We start from the raw sequence: 20,308 nt of genomic DNA on the forward strand, positions 1-20,308 counted from the left end.
GAAGGGAAAGGGCGTGTGCCTTCGCGGCCCCCGATTTGCGCCAACCAAGTCGAAACACTTCGGGGTCGGCGGCCGCTCAGATCAAGACATCGGACAGCCCGAGCCACATCGCCATCGAGTTCAGTTCCTCGGACAACCGTTCCCTCGTCTCCGCCGGCGCCCCGGGCTCAAAGTGCGTGCGCAGGACGATCAGGGCGCCGGCCCTGCGATCCGCCTTCAGGTCGACGCGGGCGACGAGCGCGCCGTCCATGAGGAACGGCAAAACGTAGTATCCGTGCTCGCAATTATGGGCGGGCGTGTAAATCTCGAGGCGGTACCGGAACCCGAACAGCCGCTTGGTCCGCGGGCGGTGCCAGAAGAGCGGGTCGAACGGCGACAGGAGAACCGCCCCGCGGTGCCGGCGGCCGGACCGCGCATCCAGGTGCAGATGGGCCTGCGACTGCCACCCGCGAACGCTCGTGGGAATGAGGACGCCCTCCTCGACGAGTTGCTCGATGGAGAGACGCGCGTCAGCTGGCGAGAGCCGGTAGTAGTCGCGCAGGTCGTTCGCGGTTCCGACGCCGAGCGCCTGCGCCGATCGCGCCACGAGCTCCCGACGGGCATCCGCGGGATCTGGGGTCGGCCGGGCGAGGACGGACCGCGGCAGCACCCGTTCGGGTAGGTCGTACACGCGCTCAAAGCTACCCCGCCGATGCGTCGACGCGACCAAGCCCGCCCAGAAGAGCCATTCGAGCGCGTGCTTGGCATCGCTCCAGGCCCACATGCCCCTGGAAGACTTCGGTGACGCGATCTCCGAGGCCGCCAACGGGCCTTCCCGTTCAATACGGGCGAGTAGGGCGTCGGCCTCCGCGCGCCGTGCGCCCGCGAACGGTTCGAGCCGGCTCCAGACGCCGCGGCCCGCGCGAGCGCGGTCCATGCGCCAGCGCAGCAGGGGCTGGAGTTCGATCGGCAGCAGGGACGCCTCGTGGCCCCAGTATTCGAAGACGCATTTCGACCGAGCGGTCGTCAGAGTGTCGAGCGTGCCGCGATCGTAGGCTCCCAGATGCGAAAACAGCGGCATGTAGTGGGCACGGACCAGGACGTTCACGCTGTCGATCTGCAGAAGGCCGAGCCGGCCGATTGCCCGGCGCATCCGTGCGGCGTCCACATCGAACGATTGCGGCCGCGCACCGAAACCCTGCGCGGTCAGGGCGATGCGGCGTGCCTCGGGATCTGACAGTTCGGTTGTCAGGATGCCCTCCGGATCCCGTGCGGCTGATGGGCAGGGCGGAGCCAGATCATCCGCATGTCGCGATCGATAGGGCTCTGGGACAGTTCGTGGCAATTCGGGTCTTCGTGACGGCTAAGATTATCGTCTTATTCTCGGACCGATGATGAACGAGCCGGCGTCGTGCGCTCGACCTGCCAGACCGCCATTTCGCTGACGATCTGCGGCCCGGGGTTTGTCTGCTTTTAAGGAATTGAAGGAAACCGTTGAGTGGCCGAGATGGGCGCAAAGCAGCCCAACTAACGGCCAAGTTTGGACGGCAGCTTCGCGCCCATCTCGGCCATTCGATGGCGATCGGCGGCTTTTCCGAAGCGGCCATCGTCTTAAGCCTGATCACAGATCGTCCAGGAGGCAGTCGCGATGGCAGAGTGCAAACGACCTTATTGGCGTTGCCGGCGGAAGGACACGGTAGGGCCGCGATCGAAGGCATGGCACAGGCGATGCGGGATCGCACGGTCCGGGACGTCGTGCTGGGCAGTGACCTTGCCCCGTGTTTGCCCCCATTTATGAGCAAAGTCCGTTCTGCCTCTTGTCCTATCGGAACGGGGTATCAAACGCGTTTGGGGTGAGCCCGCCGAGGCGCGGGCTCCTCCGACTGCTCAACGCGAACGGAGGCCCTGACCGGATCCTCGGTGCAGGGAGAGCCAGAGGCCGTTAGGTGGTTCGTCCCGGCCCACAATACACAGGAGAAAGCCCGGCATCTCGTGCGCCGATCGTCTGACGATATCCTCGATGCTAGCGAGATCCCGTGGGGAAGGCGACGGCGTATCCTCAGGGTGCGTATGCCAGTCTCCAAGGTAGTCGAGCCCCTGCGCGTGGAAAGCGGCGATCTCGCGCTGCTCACGCCCCCGGTCCGGCACGAAGCGAAGGCGGCACCTCCAGTCGCGGCGGTTCGGCCCCGTCGCATGGGTGACCTTCCACCGCTTTCCCCCGGAGCGACCGAACAGTTGGCCACCGGCCTCCCGATGGAAGAGGCGGGTTTGACGATGAGCGGCGAATACTTTTAGCGGGCCAGCCTCGACTTGCACCTCGATCTCGTCCACTTCGAAGACAAGCGTCCCCTTCACGGTTCCGCCCACGGCCCGACCTGCATCTGTCCGAAGGGACCTGGGATCCCTCGCGCGGCGACCCAATCGTCCGTCCAGCGCCCGCCGGCGTCGGCGAGAGCCGCCGCGTCGGTCAACCAAGACCACCAAGTCGTTTCCGCTGACCGGCCCCTTAGGAAGTCGATCGCGAGGCGCGCCGACAACATCTCGGCTTGGGCGAGCTCGACGGCACCGAACGGTGAAGCGGACGCTCCGCATTCGGCAGAAATCGGCTTGTCGCTGATCGAGGCAGTGATCCCGGGGTTCCCAGCCTCATCGTAGCCAGCCCTGTAGGAGTGGCCGGGCATGATCAAGACAGCGTGGGCGGCGAGTGCGTGTGCCTCCATCCACGCATAGAGGACCGGGATCCCGCCGGCCTGTGTCACGAACTGGTCCAGTGCGCAATTCGCGGACCAATCGGCTGTGCAGGCGAGCGCCAAGTCGACGCCTGCCAACGCCCCTGGATCCCGCGCGAGCAACCCCTCGATCGCGACATCAAGCGCCCGGACGGAGCCGATATCTGGGTTCTCGCGCGCGAGTGTCCGGCCGAGCGCCGTTGCCTTCGGCATGCCGACGTACTCCGCCCCGAGCCGATGTCGGCGGATGTTCTCCCAGCCCAGCGTCTCGGGGTCCACGAGCACAATGTGACCGATTCCAGACTTCGCGAGGAGCCGCGCCACGCCCGAGCCGAGTGCGCCACAACCTACCACCGCTACCCGTGCGGCCGCGAGCCGATCGTGCTCGTCATACGGCAGGCGCGTTTTGGAGGCGTCGAGTGCGTCCGTGGCGAGGCGGGTGACCCGCATCCGGGTGCAGTGCACCTCGGCGGGCATGCTGCAGCGTGCGTAACCCCGTTCAATTAGCCGGCGGTTCACCGGGCGGCCGCCAGCTTCCGGGAGACGCGCGAGCATCAGGCCGACCGCGTGGCGACGGCCAGAGGGCGCGGTGCCAGCCAGGACCACCAACAACCATTTGGGCATCTGACCCAGGAGATCTTCAAGGAGTTTCGTCCCGCCCATCGACCGGGAGGCGACGAGTTCCCAAAGGTCGGAGCCCGTGAAAGGGTAACCATCCGGATGTGGGAGTTCGTCAAGGATGACGAGAGCACCCTGTCGCACTTTCGTCTTGTCTGTTCCGAAGCGATGCGACCACCACTTCCGCAGGGCGCCCGGGGTGTCGAAACCGTAGACAGCGGAATCCGCCGCAGTCCATGCGATGGGCCGAGAAGCGTCCACGTCACGAAGAAGCAGGCTCGCGCGGTAGCCGCCGTCCGCCGCGTATTCCCAATAGAGGCTGAAATCCTCTTCAAAATCGCGATCCTCCGAGCCCGCGGTTATGGCGCGCAGGAGGCTGCGGGCCTCACGGAGTGCCGCGGCGACGGCGGCTTGCGGATCGGATGGCACCGCGGGGTTCCGCAGGCACAATCGTCCGCGCCCCTCGACGTGTGGCATTGCCCGCCGTTCGCCGCGAAGGTGAACTTTGGGCGCCGAATAAGGGAATGCAGCGTCAACGACCACCACCAATTCCCGCCCGAGGGTCGAGACGACCCACGCAGCGGCACCCTCGGGCACGAGCGGGTCGCCCGGAAGTAAACGTCCGCGGAAGGAGGTGCCGAGCGTGGTGAACCACGTGTCGGCGAGCGCTAAAGCATCCACCGGGAGCGGGCGGACGTGGGCGGTCATGCGTAGCCCTGGCCTCCGACCTTGATGGTGGGCCCGCGGGTGGTCTTCGAATCCAACTCGTCCTCGTCGTCGGGATCGGGCTGGTTGGTGAACCAGTCGGAAAGGAAAAATTTGTCCCAGGCCTTCATGGCCAGCTCGTGAGTGCAGTTCGGGGCGTCGAGCACGTCGAGTAGGGGGAGCTTGTCGCCGAGCTTTTTGCGCAGGAACTTCGCCTTCGCGCTGCCCACCGGCAAGATGTTCTCGTTCAGGGTCGGGTGCGCCACCCAATCCTTCCACGCGAGGCGATCTTGGATTGCACGGAGCACGTTGCGGAGTGCGACATCGTCGCGGTCCACGCTCTCGACGAAGTGGTCCGATACGAGCCGCGATAGGGCGAACCCACCGGCGATCTTACCACTCCAGTGGGGACGGCTGCGCGCGAAGGCCTTCACGAGACGGACGACGCGAACGAACTGTCCCTTGTCGCCGTCCCTAGACGTGTCGCCGCTCGTTTCCTCGTTGCGCTTCTTGAACCACTTGGTCACATTCAGCGCATCGGATTCCTTCCAATCGGCGCTTGCCAATTCGTATTTGTCCGTGATTACACCCGTGTACGGGTGCTTCGTTCGGTTTCGACGGTAGATTGGAACGTCTACGTGGTAGCTGTTGGGCTTCGCATATTGGATGCGGACGCAGTTGTTCCTAACCTCCGGTTTTTCGCTGAAACGCCTGTCTTGAAGGGCGTCGCAGACCATCTGACGTGCGGCGAGCGCAGAAATTACCCCGCCGTTCGGGCTGACGAGGTCCTCTTTGGCGAAGTAGACCCCGTCGTCGACGTCGTAATCTCCATCGTCGTTCTGGATCATCGTCCGCATGGCGTAAGATCCCTGCGTCGCCGAACCGACCGGCGTCGGTTTTCCATCGCGGGCTAAGCCGTTCCGCAAACGGTTGCGGTTCGACTTGGCCTTGCCGTAAATGTCCCGGCGGCCCATTGCATCCATCCAGACGCGGTCTCCGTGAAAACGGCGAAGCTGTTCGTTCGTGTCCCTCGTCATAGCGCACTCCAATCAACGCCCGTCGCTGGCATAGCCGGCAGGTCCATCATCAGGGCTCTCACCATTCGACCGTCGGCGTTGTTCAGGTCGTCGCACGCGCTCTTCGTCACGTCGGCATCGGAGTTCGCCTGCTGGATCAGGCGATCCACGGCCGCCTTTCTCGCGTCATCGAGGGCAAGGAATGGCATCATCTCTGCCGGCACATCCTTTTTGGGAAAGCGCAGCGTCCGCACGGGCCTGCCCGCTTGCGTTAGAATGCCGGCAAGGAACCGCGCCATGTTGTCGAAGGCGAACTCCTGCGCGGTGATGCTGAGGGGGGCCACGTCTGCCCCGAGCTTCCATTTCAGCATCGAGCGGTGCACCTCACGCTCGGTGAGGTGCTCGCCCTCGGGGCGGGAGCAGGTGCCGAGCGAGAACACCTCGATGGGCTGTCCTGGCGGTGCGACCGCCAAGGCGTCAATCATGCCAACCAGGATTGGGTTGTTCGCCCAAAGGCCGCCGTCGGCGAAGATCTGCTTGAGCCCGTGCTTGGCCATGGGGTCGTCGATGGCCGCGAGAGAACGGTAGATGGGTGCAGCGCTCGACGCCATGCAGACGTCCACCAATGGGTAGAGATCGTCTCGCGGGCCGCTCTTCGGCGTCTTCTTGAAAACCCAGGAACGATGGGTCTTCATCGCCACGGTCGGCACCGAAAGCGAGATCTCCCGACGCTCGTAGACATCGATTACGCGAAGCTCGCCGAGCACGCCGACAAGGGCTTCCCGCAAGGCGTCGTCGCCGGCTCGCACTACCGTTTCGCCAAGCAGGAGAGCGCGGTAAAGCGCGCTCAGAACGCCTTTGATGCGGTGGGGAAAGATGTGACGCCCGTTCTCCTTGTAGAGTTCGACGACCTCATCCAACGGCTTTCCAATGGCTAAGGCGCAGGCGACGATGGCACCTGTGCTCGTACCCGTAATGAGGTCGAAGCCCTTGCCGAGATCGAGTGCTTCCTCGCCCCTGATACGCGCAAAGTAGCTGGTCAAGCGGTGCAGGAACTCGGCAGTGTAGACACCTCGCATCCCGCCACCGTCAAGACTTAGCACGCGGTACGGTCGCATCGCCGTCTTCGGTAGACCAGCGGCGGGCTGCTTTACTTCATCCACCTTGGAATCCTTCCACCCCTTCTGTGCTACAGCTAAGCTTGATCCCGTTTTGTTCTTTGAAGCATCCGGCGGCGGGCTACGCCCGCCGCCATGTCGGTGCTCGTTAGATCAGTCTCTCAGTCGTTTTCCCGGTTAAGACCGCCAGTGATACTCGCGGACTGATGCAGTTCGGGGCCCTGTAGCCGCAGCGAGCTAGCTGACGGCCGAGCTAATTTGGCAAGTTATGCCTTTCGGCGGCGGGCCTTTGAGAAGCAAAAGTGATCATCTTGCGCCTCACGCTACACACAACAGGAGCCATTGAATTTTAAGGCTCGGTCTTGTGCTCCCGCAGCTCTTGCATTTTGAGCAGAGGCCATTTCGGACTAGCCCAGAGCGCGCCGCCTCAGGCAAACTTTTGGTGCTCTAGGAACTCCAAAACCGGCGAAAAACACCGAACTTAAAGGCGGCCCACAGTTCAGAGGGCCGTCGCCGTGTCCGAACAGATCCCCAACGCACACCAGCAACCGCGTTAACGGCCGCAGGTAATCCCTCTTAGTCGGCGGCCCCGAAAGGGGCCGCAACCAAACATCCCTATGGCGTGCTACCAAACATCCCCTTCGCACAACCAAACTCACCTGTTCGCTACATCAGTGCAAGGGCGCGGAGACTACGAGCAGCCGGTGGTGCCGCCGCAGGTGTCGCACTTCAGGCAGGTGCCGTTCCGGACAAGCGTGAAGTTCGCGCATTCCGGGCAGGCCTCGCCGACATAGCCCTTCATCTTCGCCTCGGCGCGCCGGTCGGCGACGCTCCGCTCCGCCTTGGCAAAGGGGAGGGTGTCGGCGATCGTCTCGGCCTGACCGGCCGCCGCCGGCTCGGTCTTCAGCGCCGTGCTGCCGCGGATCGCGTGGACCGTGCCGCCGGCCGGCGCGGTCTGTCCGGCGCTCGCCGCGCCGACGCCGACCGTCCCACCGGCCGGGCCGCCCTGGATCAGGGTGAGCCGGTCGGCCGAACCGCGCAGCAGGCCGCGGGAGACCACCGAGGAAGCCGGCGCCGGCTTGGGACCCTCGCGGGTCGTGTCGCCGCTCTCGCCGCCGCCGATCACCGTGCCGCCGATCTCGGCGGGGCTGACATGGGCGAGGTCGGCGCGGCCGAGATACGAGACCGCCAGCTCGCGGAACACATAGTCGAGGAGCGAGGTCGCGTTCTTGATCGCGTCATTGCCCTGGACGAAGCCCGCCGGCTCGAACCGCGTGAAGGTGAAGGCCTCCACGTACTCCTCCAGCGGCACGCCGTACTGGAGTCCGAGGGAGATCGCGATGGCGAAGTTGTTCATCAGGCTCCGGAAGGTCGCGCCCTCCTTGTGCATGTCGATGAAGATCTCGCCGAGGCGTCCGTCGTCGTACTCGCCGGTGCGCAGGTAGACCTTGTGGCCGCCCACCACCGCCTTCTGGGTGTAACCCTTCCGGCGGGTCGGCAGCTTCTCGCGGGAGCGGATCCGCTCGACGCGCTCGATCACCCGCTCGACGATCTTCTCCGCGACGGCGGCGGCCTTGGCGGCGGCCGGAGCCTGGATCAGGGCCTCGATCCCCTCGTCGGCCTCGTCCTCGTCATCCGAGATGAGAGCCGAGTTGAGCGGCTGCGACAGCTTCGACCCGTCGCGGTAGAGGGCGTTCGCCTTGAGGGCGAGGCGCCAGGACAGCAGATAGGCCGCCTTGCAATCCTCGACCGTGGCGTCGTTCGGCATGTTGATGGTCTTGGAGATCGCCCCCGAGATGAAGGGCTGCGCCGCCGCCATCATGCGGATGTGGCTCTCGACCGAGAGGTAGCGCTTGCCGATCCGGCCGCAGGGGTTGGCGCAGTCGAACACCGGGTAGTGCTCGGTCTTGAGGAAGGGCGCGCCCTCCAGCGTCATCGCCCCGCAGATATGGGTGTTGGCGGCCTCGATCTCCTTCTTGGAGAAGCCCAGGAAGGGCAGCAGCTCGAAGGTCGGGTCCGACAGCTTCTCCGCGGGGACCTTCAGGGTCTGGGTGAGGAAGTCGTCACCCAGCGTCCAGCGGTTGAACACGAACTTGATGTCGAAGGCTGAACGGAGGCCCTTCTCCACCGCGGCGATCTTGTCGTCCGAGAACCCCTTGGCACGGAGCGTCGTCGGGTTGATGCCCGGCGCCTGACCCATCGAGCCGTGGCCGACCGCGTAGGCCTCGATCTCGGCGATCTCGGATTCGCGGTAGCCGAGCGCTCGGAGGGCGTCCGGGGCGGCCTGGTTGATGATCTTGAAGTAGCCGCCGCCTGCGAGCTTCTTGAACTTCACCAGGGCGAAGTCGGGCTCGATGCCGGTGGTGTCGCAATCCATCACGAGGCCGATCGTGCCGGTCGGCGCGATCACGGTGGCCTGGGCGTTGCGGTAGCCGTGCTCCTCGCCGAGCTTCAGGGCCCGGTCCCAGGCGGCACGGGCATGGTCGCCCAGGTCCGCCTGCGGAATGTTGGCGTGGTCGAGGGCGACCGGCGCGACGTTCAGGAACTCGTAGCCCTCGGCCTCGCCGTGGGCGGCCCGACGGTGGTTGCGGATGACCCGCAGCATCGCGTCGGCATTCTCGTCGTAGCCCGGGAAGGTGCCGAGCTCCGCGGCCATCTCGGCCGAGGTGGCGTAGGCCACGCCGGTCATGATCGCGGTGAGCGCGCCGGCCAGAGCCCGGCCCGCGTCGGAATCGTAGGGCAGGCCCATGGTCATCAGCAGGCCGCCGATATTGGCGTAGCCGAGGCCGAGCGTCCGGTACCGGTAGGACAGCTCCGCGATCTCCTTCGACGGGAACTGCGCCATCATCACCGAGATCTCGAGCACCACCGTCCAGAGGCGGTTGAGGTGCTCGAAGGCCGCAACATCGAAGCGCTTGGTCTCGCGATCGTACATCGTCAGCAGGTTCGCCGAGGCGAGGTTGCAGGCGGTGTCGTCGAGGAACATGTACTCGGAGCACGGGTTCGAGGCCCGGATCCGCCCGCCCGCCGGGCAGGTGTGCCAGTCGTTCATCGTGGTGTTGAAGTGCAGGCCCGGATCCGCCGAGGCCCAAGCCGCCTCGCCGATCCGCTCCCACAGGTCGCGGGCCTTCAGGGTCTTGGTGACCTTGCCGGTCGTGCGGGCCTGGAGCCTCCAATCAGCATCCGCCTCGACGGCGCGCAGGAAGTCGTCGGTCAGCGAGACCGAATTGTTGGAGTTCTGGCCGGCGACCGTGAGGTAGGCCTCCGAATCCCAGTCGGTGTCGTAGACGGGGAAGTCGATCTTGGTGAAGCCCTGCCGGGCGAACTGCACGACGCGCTTGATGTAGGCATCCGGCACCGAGGCCCGGCGGGCGGCCTTGATCTCGCGCTTGAGGGCGGGGTTGCGCTCCGGATCGAAGCAGGCATCCCCCTCGGCCTCGCACTGGGTGCAGGCCTTCATCACCAGCGTCAGGTGCTTGGAGACCACCTTTGAGCCGGTCACCAGGGCGGCGACCTTCTGCTCCTCCTTCACCTTCCAATCGATGAAGGATTCGATGTCCGGGTGGTCAATATCGACGATCACCATCTTGGCGGCGCGGCGCGTGGTGCCGCCCGACTTGATCGCGCCGGCCGCCCGGTCGCCGATCTTGAGGAAGCTCATCAGGCCCGATGACTTGCCGCCGCCGCCGAGCCGCTCGTTCTCGCCGCGCAGCATCGAGAAGTTGGAGCCGGTGCCCGAACCGTACTTGAACAGGCGCGCCTCACGCACCCACAGGTCCATGATGCCGCCCTCGTTCACGAGGTCGTCCTGGACCGACTGGATGAAGCAGGCATGCGGCTGCGGGTGCTCGTAGGCCGAGGCCGACTTGGTCAGTTCGCCGGTCTGCGGGTCGCAGTAATAGTGGCCCTGGCTCGGGCCATCGATGCCGTAGGCCCAGTGCAGGCCGGTGTTGAACCATTGCGGCGAGTTCGGCGCCACCATCTGGCGGGCCAGCATGAAGCGCAGCTCGTCCAGGAACGCCGAGGCATCCTCCTCCGACGTGAAGTAGCCGCCCTTCCAGCCCCAGTAGGTCCAGCAGCCCGCGAGCCGGTCGAAGACCTGCGTGGCGGAGGACTCGGAGACGAAGCGCTCGTCCTCGGGCAGCTCGGCCAGGGCCGCCTCGTCCGGCACCGAGCGCCAGAGGAAGGACGGGACGGCGTTCTCCTCGATCTTGCGCAACCGGGCGGGCACGCCGGCCTTGCGGAAGTACTTCTGCGCGAGCACGTCACTCGCCACCTGGCTCCAGCTCTCCGGCACGTCGATGCCGTCGAGGCGGAAGACCACGGAGCCGTCGGGATTGCGGATCTCGCTCAGCGCCTTGCGGAACGCGATGCTGGCGTAAGGCGATTGTCCGGCCGTGGTGTAGCGACGCTCGAACCGCATGAAACACACCTCTCCCGACGGGACACGTATGCCCCGGCCCCGCGCGACGCGGGGTCTATGCCCGATAGTGGGACGCGCACCCGGCCACGCCCATAGGTTGAGCGAACCCCGGATACGCTGATGAAATCGTGGAACGGCCGCCCCTGCCCAACGCGCCACTCCGCAGCGCGACCGATGCCGAGAGATTACCGCTGCCTACGCTCTCACGTCAACAAGTGGTGTGCGCCGACTCGGTTCCACGCTAGATCTTGTGCCGGCTCGCATAATCCTGTGGATATCGCGACGGCCGCCGATAAGTGCCCATCCGGCTTCCGGGAATCGGATCGGGATTATTTTCGATTCACAGCCCCCGATCGGCCCGGTCAGGATCGACAAGTTGTACGGTCCCGAACCGGACGGCGGGCGTTGCCGACGGGCGACACAGCGTGTCACCCGCTGGACTCGCGCGCGCCTGGTCACCATAAGGACGCCCAACGGCGCCCGGGCGGCGCGGCTCGATTCTGGGAACGACGATGGCGCTGAAGGACACTCTGCTGCGCGTCTTCACGTGGTGGAACGGGCAGACCGTTTCCCTGGCGCTCCAGACCGCGCGCACCGGCATCTTCGTCGGCGAGGACGAATACGGCAACAAGTACTATAAAGCCGAGGGGGCGATGATCGACCGCTCGGTCGGTTCGGAGCGGCGCTGGGTGGTCTATAACGGCTATGCCGACGCCTCGAAGGTGCCCCCCGGCTGGCGCGGCTGGCTGTGCCACAACGTCGACGTCGCCCCGAGCGAGGAGACCTATCAGCCCCGCGCGTGGCAGAAGCCACATATCGAGAACCAGACCGGCACGGCCAACGCCTACCGTCCGCAGGGTTCGCAGCTCTCCTGGGGCCAGCGGCCGGCGGCGACGGGCGATTACGTGTCCTGGACGCCGGGCGAGTAAGACCGGGCCTCTCCCCAGCGCAGGCGCCCTTTTGCCGCCACCGTTCCGGTGTTGATGGCGGGCCAACGACATGTCCGCCGCGCATCCATCGGCGCGGCCGGCCTCCCTCGCCTAGGGATCTGCGCCTTGAGCCGCATCACCGCCCTCGCACGCCTGGCGCTCGCCCCGAGCTTCGCGCTCGCCCTCTGGGCCGGCCCGGCCGCCGCCGACAAGATCAAGAACCCGACCGCGGTGTTCTCCGGCCTCGACAAGATCACCGGCCGGATCGTGTCGTTCGAGGTCGCGGTGGACGAGACGGTGCAGTTCGGCGCTCTGCAGCTCACACCGCGGGTCTGCTACACGCGCCCGCCGACCGAGAGCGCCAAGACCACGGCCTTCCTTGAGGTCGACGAAGTCACCCTCGACAACAAGTATCGCCGGATCTTCACCGGCTGGATGTTCGCGTCGAGCCCCGGGCTGCACGCGATCGAGCACCCGATCTACGACGTGTGGCTGGTCGACTGTAAGGGCGGCGCCGACGTGATCGCCGAGGCCAAGGAGCAGGAAGACGTTCCCGCGGTGGCGGCCAAGCCCGAGAAGACCAAGCGGGCCGGCAAGGATTCCACCAAGACGGCCCAGCAGATCAACGCCGCCGGTCAGGTGGATGTGGAGGCGCCGCGCGGCGTGCCGGTCCAGCCCCGCCAGAAGCCATCGCGAAAATTCTTCCCGTCGAACGAGGGGCCGGCGCCGGCCCCGCCGCCTCCGCCGCAGCAGCCGCAGAACCTGTTCGACGCGCTGTTCCGCTAAAGCGGCTCTACGCGTCGGCGGAGGCGCCGAGCGCCTCCAACACCTGCGCACCCGTGATCGAGCCGTCGCCCGGCCAGACATTCCAGTCGGCGCCCTGATCGAGCGCTTCGGCGAGGCGGCGCTTGTAGACGTGCCGGGGCAGCTCCTCCGCGCCGAACTGCGCGAGATGGTCGGTCACGAACTGCGTGTCGGCGAGCCGATAGCGCCCGGCGCGCAGGCGGCCCATCAGATGCACCAGCGCGACCTTCGAGGCGTCGCGCACCTCGTGGAACATGCTCTCGCCGAAGAAGGCCGCCCCCAGCGAGACGCCGTACAGGCCGCCGACCAGCCGGCCCTCCGCGCCCGCATAGACCTCGACCGTGTGGACATGGCCGAGGTCGAACAGCGCGCCGTAGAGATCGCGGATCCGCCCGTTGATCCAGGTCCGCTCGCTGTCGCGGCGGGGGGCCGCGCAGCCCTCGATCACGCCGTCGAAATTGGTATCGCACCGCACCGCGAACTGGTCGGCCCGCACCGTCCGGGCGAGGCGCTTGGGCACGCGGAACGCGTCGAGGGGGAGGACGCCGCGCGCCTTCGGCTCGACCCAGTAGAGGGTCGGGTCGTGCGCGTCCTCGGCCATCGGGAAAATACCCGCCGCGTAGGCCTTCAGCAGGATCTCGGGGGTGATGTCCACGCGGTGGCTGTCGTGCATGGCCGGAGTGTCGCGCGCGGGCGGCGCGAAGACCAGAGGCGCCGCGTGCCGGCGTCGCCGCAGCTCGGGTTCAGGCCTTCATGCCACCGTCTTCGAGGAAATGCTCCAGCCAGTGGATGTCGTAAAGGCCGTTCTGCACGTCCGGATTGCGGACAAGGGTCCGGAACAGGGGCAACGTGGTGTCGATGCCGTCGATGACGAACTCGTCGAGCGCCCGGCGCAGGCGCATCAGGCACTCGTTGCGGGTCCGGCCGTGGACGATCAGCTTGCCGATCAGCGAGTCGTAGTTCGGCGGAATCCGGTAGCCCTGGAAGGCCGCGGAATCGACGCGCACCCCGAGGCCGCCCGGCGTGTGGTAGTGGGTGATCTCGCCGGGGGAGGGGCGGAAGGTCTCCGGGTGCTCGGCATTGATCCGGCACTCGATGGCGTGGCCCTCGACCTTGATGTCGGACTGGCTGACCGAGAGCGGACCGCCCGAGGCGACCTGGATCTGCTCGATCACGAGGTCGATGCCGGTGATCATCTCGGTGACCGGATGCTCGACCTGGATCCGGGTGTTCATCTCGATGAAGTAGAATCGACCGTCCTCGTACAGGAACTCGATGGTCCCGGCGCCGAGATAGCCGAGTTCCTTCATGGCGTTAGCGCAGATGCCGCCGATCTCGGCGCGCATCGACTCGTTGAGCGCCGGCGAGCCGCCTTCCTCCCAGACCTTCTGGTGGCGGCGCTGGAGCGAGCAATCGCGCTCGGCGAGGTGCACGGCGCCGCCGCGCCCGTCGCCCAACACCTGCACCTCGATGTGCCGGGGCTTCTCCAGATACTTTTCGAGGTAGACCGCGTCGTCGCCGAAGGCGGCCTTGGCCTCGGACTTGGCCATGCCGATCGCCTGCTCCAGGTCGGCCTCGGTGCGCGCCACCTTCATGCCGCGCCCGCCGCCGCCCGCCGCAGCCTTCACCAGCACCGGGTAGCCGATCTCGGCGGCGACCCGCTTGGCGGTGTCGATATCCTCGACCCCGCCTTCGGAACCCGGCACGCAGGGGATGCCGAGCTTCAGCGCTGTGCGCTTCGCCTCGATCTTGTCGCCCATGGTGCGGATGTGCTGCGCCTTGGGGCCGATGAAGCCGATCTGATGGTGGGCCAGCACGTCGGCGAACCGGGCATTCTCCGACAGGAATCCGTAGCCGGGATGGACCGCGTCCGCCCCGGTGATCTCGCAGGCCGCGATGATCGACGGAATGTTGAGGTAGCTGTCGCGCGCCGCCGGCGGGCCGATGCAGACGCTCTCGTCGGCGAGCCGCACGTGCATGGCGTCGGCATCGGCGGTCGAATGGACCGCCACGGTGGCGATCCCGAGTTCCTTCGCCGCCCGCAGGATGCGCAGGGCGATCTCGCCGCGGTTCGCGATCAGGATCTTGTCGAACATCGGACCCGTTAGGCGTCCTGACGGTTCCGGACCGCGCAGGAGGCTCTATCCTCTGGTTAAGCGGCGTCGACCCGGTGGAGGGCGTTCTAGCTGATAACGAGCAAAGCCTCGCCGAACTCGACCGGTTGCCCGTCCTCGACGAAGATCGCGCTTACCGTGCCGGCCCGGGGCGCCACGATCTCGTTGAAGGTCTTCATCGCTTCGATCAACAGGAGCTTGTCGCCGACCGCGACCTTCGAGCCGACATCCACGAAGGCCTTGGCGTCGGGTGAGGGGCGCAGGTAGGCGGTGCCGACCATCGGCGAAGGCACGGTTCCGGCCTGCGTCCGGGCCGGCTCAGCCGGTGCCAAAGCGGATGGGGCAGACGGAGCCGGTGGCGGGGCCAGGGCGGCGACCGGCGCGGCGGCCGCCACTTGGACGCCCACGGGTTCGAGGCGTCGCACGACGCGGATGCGCAGATCGCCCTTCTCGACCTCGATCTCGGAGAGGCCGGTCTCGGTGACGAGGTTGGCGAGCTCGCGCACGAGCTCGGGATCGATGGCGTCGTTCTTTGACATCCGGCCTACTTCATATCGCGGCGCGTCGGTCCGTCCCAGTGAGTCGGCGGTGGACCGGGCCCTGCGGCTGGCGGCTCTTAGACGAAGGCGGTGCGGCGCGACAAGGCCGCACCCGCCTTTGCGGCGGATCGCCGGAGAGCCCGTTCCCTCAGCAGGACGCGTGGCCGCACTGGCGCACGTCGGCGATGGTCTTGCGCATCGGGTCGACACCGACGGCGCCGGGGATCACCTCGTCGCCGATGATGAAGGCCGGCGTGCCCGAGAGGCCGAGCCGGTCGCCGAGGCCGCGGTTCTCGCTGAGCGCGGCCTTCACCTCGGGGGAGGCCATGTCCTTCTGCAGCTTCGTGGTGTCGACGCCCATGTCCTTGGCGACCTGAATCGCCCGGGCGCCGTTCACCCGGCCCTTGGTCTCGAGCAGCTTCTGGTGAAACTCGAACAGCTTGTCGCCCTTGAGCTGCTGGCGCACCGCGACCGCGACCTGGCTGGCTTCCAGCGACTCCGGGCCCAGCACCGGGAAGTCCTTGATCACCACCCGCAGCTTCGGATCGGACTTGATCAGCGCCTGGACGTCGCCGAGCGCCTTGCGGCAGTAGCCGCAATTATAGTCGAAGAACTCGACCATCGTGACGTCGCCCTGGGGATTGCCGGCCACGACATCGTGCGGGCCGTTCATGAGGGCGTCACGGGATTCCTTCAGGGCGGCCGCCTGGGCGAGGCGCTGCGTCTCGGCCTGCTGCTTCTCGGCCTCGGCCAGCGCCTCCTGCAGCACCTCGGGATGCTTGATGAGGTAATCCTTGACGATCGCCTCGATCCCGGCGCGCTGCGCGTCCGTGAAGGGTGAGGCGGCGGGCGCTGCGGCGTTCTGCGCGAGCGCCGGGACGGCGACGAGGCCGAGCGCCAGGGCCAGCGCGGGCAGGGGGCGGATGAACGGCATGGATCCTCGCTTGCGGGGCAAGCCGGCCCGCGCTGGGCGCGAGCGGTAGGCGCTGGGTTTGGCGTTTTCGCGGCACCGGGTCAATCGGTTGCGCGCGCGGCGATTCGGGCCGGGCCGGCGCGGTTGAGGCCTCGCGTCGGGCGATCTAACCTCCGGGCCCGACCGGACGGCCGCCGCCGCGCGGCCGTGCCCGGCTCTCCGAAGGATCCAATGACCCCGATTTCCCGCCGCGCCGCCGCCGTCCAGCCGTTCCTCGCCATGGACGTGATGGCCGCCGCCGCCGCCAAGGCGCGGGCCGGCGCCGACGTGGTGCGGATGGAGGTCGGACAGCCCTCGGCGCCGGCGCCGCGGCCGGTGATCGCCGCCGCACAGGCAGCTCTGTCCACCGGGCGCGTGCCCTACACCGAGGCCCTCGGCCTGCCCGCCCTGCGCGAACGCATCGCCCGGGACTACGCGGAGCGGTACGGCGTATCGGTCGCGCCGGAGCGGGTGGTGATCACCACCGGGTCCTCGGCGGGCTTCGTGCTGGCCTTCATGAGCCTGTTCGATGCCGGCGCGCGGGTCGCCGTGCCGCAACCCGGCTATCCGGCCTACCGCAACATCCTGGCGGCCCTCGATCTCGTGCCGGCGCCGATGGTCCTGCGCGCGGAGGACCGCTTCGCCCCGACCGCTGCGCTGCTCCGCGAGACCCACGCCCGGGCGCCCGTCTCCGGCGCGCTGGTGATGAGCCCCGCCAACCCCTCCGGAACGGTCATCACCGAGGCGGCCCTGCGGGACCTCTGCGCCGCCACGCGCAGCCTCGGCCTCCCGCTGATCTCGGACGAGATCTATCACGGCCTCAGCTACGGCCAGCCGACCGTGACGGCGCTCAGCTTCGATCCCGACGCAGTAGTGATCAACTCGTTCTCGAAATATCACTGCATGACCGGTTGGCGCGTCGGCTGGATGGTGGTCCCGGAGGTTCTGGTCCGTCCGATCGAGCGTCTGGCGCAAAATCTCTACATTTCGGCGCCCTACCTGTCGCAGATCGGGGCGCTCGCGGCGTTCGACGCGACGGAGGAACTCGACGCGGTGCGCGATGGCTACGCCCGCAACCGCGCCATCCTGCTCGACGCGCTGCCCGGCTTGGGCCTGGGGCGCGTGCATCCGGCCGACGGCGCCTTCTACCTCTATGCGGATGTGGCGAATCTCACCAACGACGCCGCGGGATTCTGCCGCCGGATGCTCGACGAGGCGCATGTGGCGGCGACCCCCGGGCTCGACTTCGACCCGGACCTTGGCAGCCACCATGTCCGGTTCTCGTTCGCGGGCTCCGAAGCGGAGTGCCGCGAAGCCGTGAGCCGGCTTCGGAGCTGGTTGGCCTGACGGCTCAGGCGGCCTTCGCCGGCACGAGCGCGCGGATCGCGGCCGGAAGCTCGGAAAAATGCTCGATCACCCGATCGGGCCCGAGTTCGGTCACCGGCAGGTCGGTGTAGCCGAAGGTCACGGCGACCACCGGGATGCCGGCCGCCTTGGCTGTGTCGATGTCGGTGCGGGAATCGCCCACCATCACGGCGCGGGCCGGATCGCCCCCGGCCCGTTCGATTGTGCCGGTGAGATGGCGCGGATCGGGCTTGAAGCACGGGAAGGTATCGCGGCCGCAGATCGCCGCGAAGCGATCGCCGATCCCGAGGAGCCGCAGAAGCTCGACCGACTGCCCCTCGTACTTGTTGGTGCAGACCGCGAGGCGGAACCCCTCGGCCTCCAGCACGTCGAGCGCCTCGACCACACCGGGGAAGAGATGCGACGTATCGGCGAGGTGCGCGCCGTAATGGGCGATGAACGCCTCGAACAGCCGCTCGTGATCCTCGGGGGAGAGGGTGCGCCCCTCGGCCTCGAAGCCCCGGCGGATCAGCGCCTTGGCGCCCGCGCCGATCAGCCCGCGGGCCTGCGACAGCGGCAGCTCGGCCAGGCCCTCGCGCCGCATCAGCACGTTGAGCGTGCCGATCAGGTCCCCCGCGGTCTCCGCCAGGGTGCCGTCGAGATCGAACACGGCGATGGGCGGGCGGGTCGTGGAAGCGGCGGACATTCTCGGGGGCACTCCTGACTGGTACGGGCCTCGCTAACGGCGGGCGCTTTGGTGGGCAAGCCGGCTTCCCTGCGCCCCTGCGCCTCGCCAAAGTCGGCCCGCCATCCGTCTCCGCGCCCCAGACTCGCCCGAAAGCCCGGCGAAAGGCAGCGCGTCACCGCCCCGGAACCCGCGATGAAACCGTCCCTGCCCCTCCTGGCCGCCTGCGCGGCATTCCATGCCCTCCCGGCCGCCGCGACCTCCTACGAGTTCGTGCCCGCGCCGCAGACCGACCTGAACCGCATGTACCGGGTCGACAAGGTGACCGGCGAGGTCACCTCCTGCCAGTACGGCCTGCAGGAATCGGCGGGCGGCATCGGCCAGACGGTCTGCTTCGGAGCCGGGGAGGGCGCCGGCCCCCAAACACCCTCGGAATACGGGCTGGTCGCGAGCCGCCATACCCGCGAGGCCGGCGTCTTCCGGGTGAATTACCGGACCGGCGAGATGAGCATCTGCTTCGTGCTGGTGAAGAAGGAGCAGGTCGTCTGCACCCAGCAGGGCAAGCCCGGCGCCGACGGATCGTCCGACGCGCCGCTGACCGGACCGGCCCCCGGCCGGGCCGGGGCCAGCGCGACCCCCGCACAGGGCGGACGTCCGTGACGCGGCCCTGTCGGCGCGGGCGTTCCGGTCCGCCCGATGCCGTGCTAGGGGCCGCGCGATCGTCGCGGAAAGGCCGGCCCACCATGATGCGCGTCCCCTCGATTCTTCCCGCCGTCCGGGCGTCGTTCCGGTGAGCGGTCCGGATCTGCGCCGGGCCGCGGCGGCGCGCGCCCTCGACCTCGTGACGCCCGGCATGCGGCTCGGACTCGGCACCGGCTCGACGGCGGCGGCCTTCGTGGCGCTCCTGGGCGAGCGGGTCCGCGACGGCCTCGACATCCTCGGCGTGCCGACCTCGGAGGCGACGCGGGTCCAGGCCGAGGGCCTCGGCATCCGGCTCGCCACCCTCGACGAGCAGCCCGAGCTCGACCTGACCATCGACGGTGCCGACGAGGTCGACGATCAGCTGCGCCTGATCAAGGGCGGTGGCGCGGCGCTCCTGCGAGAGAAGATCGTCGCCTGCGCGAGCCACCGCATGGTGGTGATCGCCGACGCGGCCAAGCGCGTCGACCGGCTCGGTGCCTTCCCGCTGCCGATCGAGGTCAATCCCTTCGGCCTCGCCGCGACCCACCGGGCGGTGGAGCGCGCGGTCGCGGAGGCCGGCTGCTCCGGGGCGGTCCGGCTGCGCCAGCGGCCCGACGGATCGCCTCTCGTCACGGATGGCGGCCACCACATCCTCGATGCCCATCTCGGCGCGATCCCCGATCCGGACGCGCTCGGCGCCGCACTCTGGGCCGTGCCGGGGGTCGTGGAGCACGGCCTGTTCCTCGGCATCGCCGATGCCGCGATTCTGGCAGCCGCGCGGGACGGGCAGGCCGACATCACCGTTCTCGGCAGCCTCGCCTGAGCCGCCGATCTCCTCGCACGCCTTCCTCGCAGGATCATCCCGCATGTCCCGACGCCTCATCGCCACGCTCGGCCTCGCGCTCGGCCTCACGCTCCCGTCCGCCGCCTTCGCCCAGGCTCACAAGCCTGCGCCGACCAAGCCCGCGCCGGCCCAGCCCAGCACCCCCGCGGCGAACACCCCGGCGCCGGCGGCCATCACGCCGAGCCACCTCGCGCTGGCCCGGGAGGTGATGCTCTCCTCCGGCATCGCACGCTCGTTCGATTCGGTGCTGCCCGCCTTCGCCGACCAGATCCGCAAGCAGGCCGTCACCCGGCCGGAACTCGCCAAGGACCTCGACGAGGTCCTGGCGTCGCTGCAGCCCGAGATGGAGCTGCAGAAGCAGCGCATGATCGACATCGCGGCGCGCACCTACGCGTCGAAGTTCTCGGAGACCGAGCTGCAGGAGATCGCCACCTTCTTCCGCTCGCCCGCCGGCAAGCATTACGTCGAGGCCCAGCCGCAGCTCCTCGACGAGATGGTGCAGGAGATGCAGGACTGGACCCAGGACGTGTCGGAATACGTCATGGTCCGCGTCCGCGCCGAGATGGGCAAGCGCGGGCACCAGATGCAGTGAGGGCCCCGCCCCATCCAGGCGTCGGCCGCGGCTTCGAAACCATCGCCGCGGACCTGTTGGGCATCGCCCCTGTCCCGGGCGCGCGGAGCGCGAGCGGAATGCGACCCGGGATCCAGCACAGAATTTTGCGTAGCGTCGATTTGGATCACCCTATGCCGCTGACGCGGCGCTTCTCGTGCTGGATCCCGAATCAGCTTCCGCTTCGCTGCGCCGGTCCGGGGCAAGGGCGCGCGTTT

Annotated in this window: 17 protein-coding genes; 6 read left to right on the top strand and 11 right to left on the bottom strand. The window is 67.8% G+C overall.

Annotated elements, in window-relative coordinates; translation table 11 throughout:
• Positions 1-76 precede the first annotated feature (76 nt).
• The 6 genes from AAHG09_RS20875 to AAHG09_RS20900 all read right to left on the bottom strand — a co-directional run bounded on the left by AAHG09_RS20875 (position 77) and on the right by AAHG09_RS20900 (position 10,588).
• A complete protein-coding gene (locus AAHG09_RS20875; RefSeq protein WP_412760065.1) occupies positions 77-1,324 on the bottom strand; it encodes a winged helix-turn-helix domain-containing protein in 1,248 nt (415 codons plus the stop codon).
• Positions 1,325-1,866: 542 nt separating this feature from the next.
• A complete protein-coding gene (locus tag AAHG09_RS20880; protein WP_342109417.1) occupies positions 1,867-2,346 on the bottom strand; it encodes a Mov34/MPN/PAD-1 family protein in 480 nt (159 codons plus the stop codon).
• Complete coding sequence (locus tag AAHG09_RS20885) at positions 2,331-4,034, bottom strand: ThiF family adenylyltransferase (protein ID WP_342109418.1); 1,704 nt, start codon at positions 4,032-4,034, stop codon at positions 2,331-2,333. Before AAHG09_RS20885 ends, AAHG09_RS20880 begins: the two co-directional genes overlap by 16 nt.
• Positions 4,031-5,068 (bottom strand): cyclic GMP-AMP synthase DncV-like nucleotidyltransferase, encoded by a 1,038-nt coding sequence (locus tag AAHG09_RS20890; RefSeq protein WP_342109419.1) that lies wholly within the window; start codon positions 5,066-5,068, stop codon positions 4,031-4,033. The genes AAHG09_RS20885 and AAHG09_RS20890 overlap by 4 nt, the downstream gene beginning before the upstream one ends.
• The gene (locus tag AAHG09_RS20895) at positions 5,065-6,210 is read right to left on the bottom strand and encodes a patatin-like phospholipase family protein (protein WP_342109420.1); all 1,146 of its coding nucleotides are present in this window, start codon (positions 6,208-6,210) and stop codon (positions 5,065-5,067) included. Before AAHG09_RS20895 ends, AAHG09_RS20890 begins: the two co-directional genes overlap by 4 nt.
• 646 nt (positions 6,211-6,856) lie before the next feature.
• Entirely contained in the window at positions 6,857-10,588 is a 3,732-nt protein-coding gene (locus tag AAHG09_RS20900) for a vitamin B12-dependent ribonucleotide reductase (RefSeq protein WP_342109421.1), read from the bottom strand.
• A gap of 512 nt (positions 10,589-11,100) precedes the next feature.
• Between AAHG09_RS20900 and AAHG09_RS20905 the strand changes: the two genes are divergently transcribed.
• Together AAHG09_RS20905 and AAHG09_RS20910 are read left to right on the top strand one after the other, a co-directional pair.
• Positions 11,101-11,517: an NADH:ubiquinone oxidoreductase subunit NDUFA12 gene (locus AAHG09_RS20905; protein ID WP_342109422.1), complete on the top strand. Its 417-nt coding sequence runs from the start codon at positions 11,101-11,103 to the stop codon at positions 11,515-11,517.
• Between the two features lie 126 nt (positions 11,518-11,643).
• Positions 11,644-12,303 carry a DUF2155 domain-containing protein gene (locus AAHG09_RS20910; RefSeq protein WP_342109423.1) on the top strand — a complete coding sequence of 220 codons (660 nt, stop codon included), beginning with the start codon at positions 11,644-11,646 and terminating at the stop codon, positions 12,301-12,303.
• 7 nt (positions 12,304-12,310) lie between these two features.
• On the opposite strand, the gene aat is transcribed toward AAHG09_RS20910, so the two are convergent.
• From aat to AAHG09_RS20930, 4 genes are all read right to left on the bottom strand, one after another.
• A complete protein-coding gene (gene aat / locus AAHG09_RS20915; protein WP_342109424.1) occupies positions 12,311-12,994 on the bottom strand; it encodes a leucyl/phenylalanyl-tRNA--protein transferase in 684 nt (227 codons plus the stop codon).
• Positions 12,995-13,064: 70 nt separating this feature from the next.
• Positions 13,065-14,417 carry an acetyl-CoA carboxylase biotin carboxylase subunit gene (gene accC, locus AAHG09_RS20920; protein ID WP_342109425.1) on the bottom strand — a complete coding sequence of 451 codons (1,353 nt, stop codon included), beginning with the start codon at positions 14,415-14,417 and terminating at the stop codon, positions 13,065-13,067.
• A gap of 86 nt (positions 14,418-14,503) precedes the next feature.
• Positions 14,504-14,974 carry an acetyl-CoA carboxylase biotin carboxyl carrier protein gene (accB, locus tag AAHG09_RS20925; RefSeq protein ID WP_342109426.1) on the bottom strand — a complete coding sequence of 157 codons (471 nt, stop codon included), beginning with the start codon at positions 14,972-14,974 and terminating at the stop codon, positions 14,504-14,506.
• A gap of 148 nt (positions 14,975-15,122) precedes the next feature.
• Positions 15,123-15,908, bottom strand: a complete 786-nt coding sequence (locus AAHG09_RS20930) for a DsbA family protein (protein WP_342109427.1) — start codon at positions 15,906-15,908, stop codon at positions 15,123-15,125.
• A gap of 210 nt (positions 15,909-16,118) precedes the next feature.
• On the opposite strand from AAHG09_RS20930, the gene AAHG09_RS20935 reads away from it, so the two are divergent.
• Positions 16,119-17,273, top strand: a complete 1,155-nt coding sequence (locus AAHG09_RS20935; RefSeq protein WP_342109428.1) for an aminotransferase class I/II-fold pyridoxal phosphate-dependent enzyme — start codon at positions 16,119-16,121, stop codon at positions 17,271-17,273.
• Positions 17,274-17,277: 4 nt separating this feature from the next.
• Here the strand turns inward: AAHG09_RS20935 and gph are convergent, their stop codons facing one another.
• Positions 17,278-17,976 carry a phosphoglycolate phosphatase gene (gph, locus tag AAHG09_RS20940; RefSeq protein WP_342109429.1) on the bottom strand — a complete coding sequence of 233 codons (699 nt, stop codon included), beginning with the start codon at positions 17,974-17,976 and terminating at the stop codon, positions 17,278-17,280.
• 174 nt (positions 17,977-18,150) lie between these two features.
• Between gph and AAHG09_RS20945 the strand changes: the two genes are divergently transcribed.
• The 3 genes from AAHG09_RS20945 (at position 18,151) to AAHG09_RS20955 (ending at position 20,072) form a co-directional block, all read left to right on the top strand.
• Positions 18,151-18,615, top strand: coding sequence for a hypothetical protein (locus AAHG09_RS20945; RefSeq protein WP_342109430.1), 465 nt, complete (start codon positions 18,151-18,153; stop codon positions 18,613-18,615).
• Positions 18,616-18,745: 130 nt separating this feature from the next.
• Positions 18,746-19,459, top strand: a complete 714-nt coding sequence (rpiA, locus tag AAHG09_RS20950; protein WP_342109431.1) for a ribose-5-phosphate isomerase RpiA — start codon at positions 18,746-18,748, stop codon at positions 19,457-19,459.
• A gap of 43 nt (positions 19,460-19,502) precedes the next feature.
• Positions 19,503-20,072, top strand: coding sequence for a DUF2059 domain-containing protein (locus tag AAHG09_RS20955; RefSeq protein ID WP_342109432.1), 570 nt, complete (start codon positions 19,503-19,505; stop codon positions 20,070-20,072).
• Positions 20,073-20,308: the final 236 nt, after the last annotated feature.

Source organism: Methylobacterium guangdongense (assembly GCF_038442355.1).
GTDB lineage: Bacteria > Pseudomonadota > Alphaproteobacteria > Rhizobiales > Beijerinckiaceae > Methylobacterium > Methylobacterium guangdongense.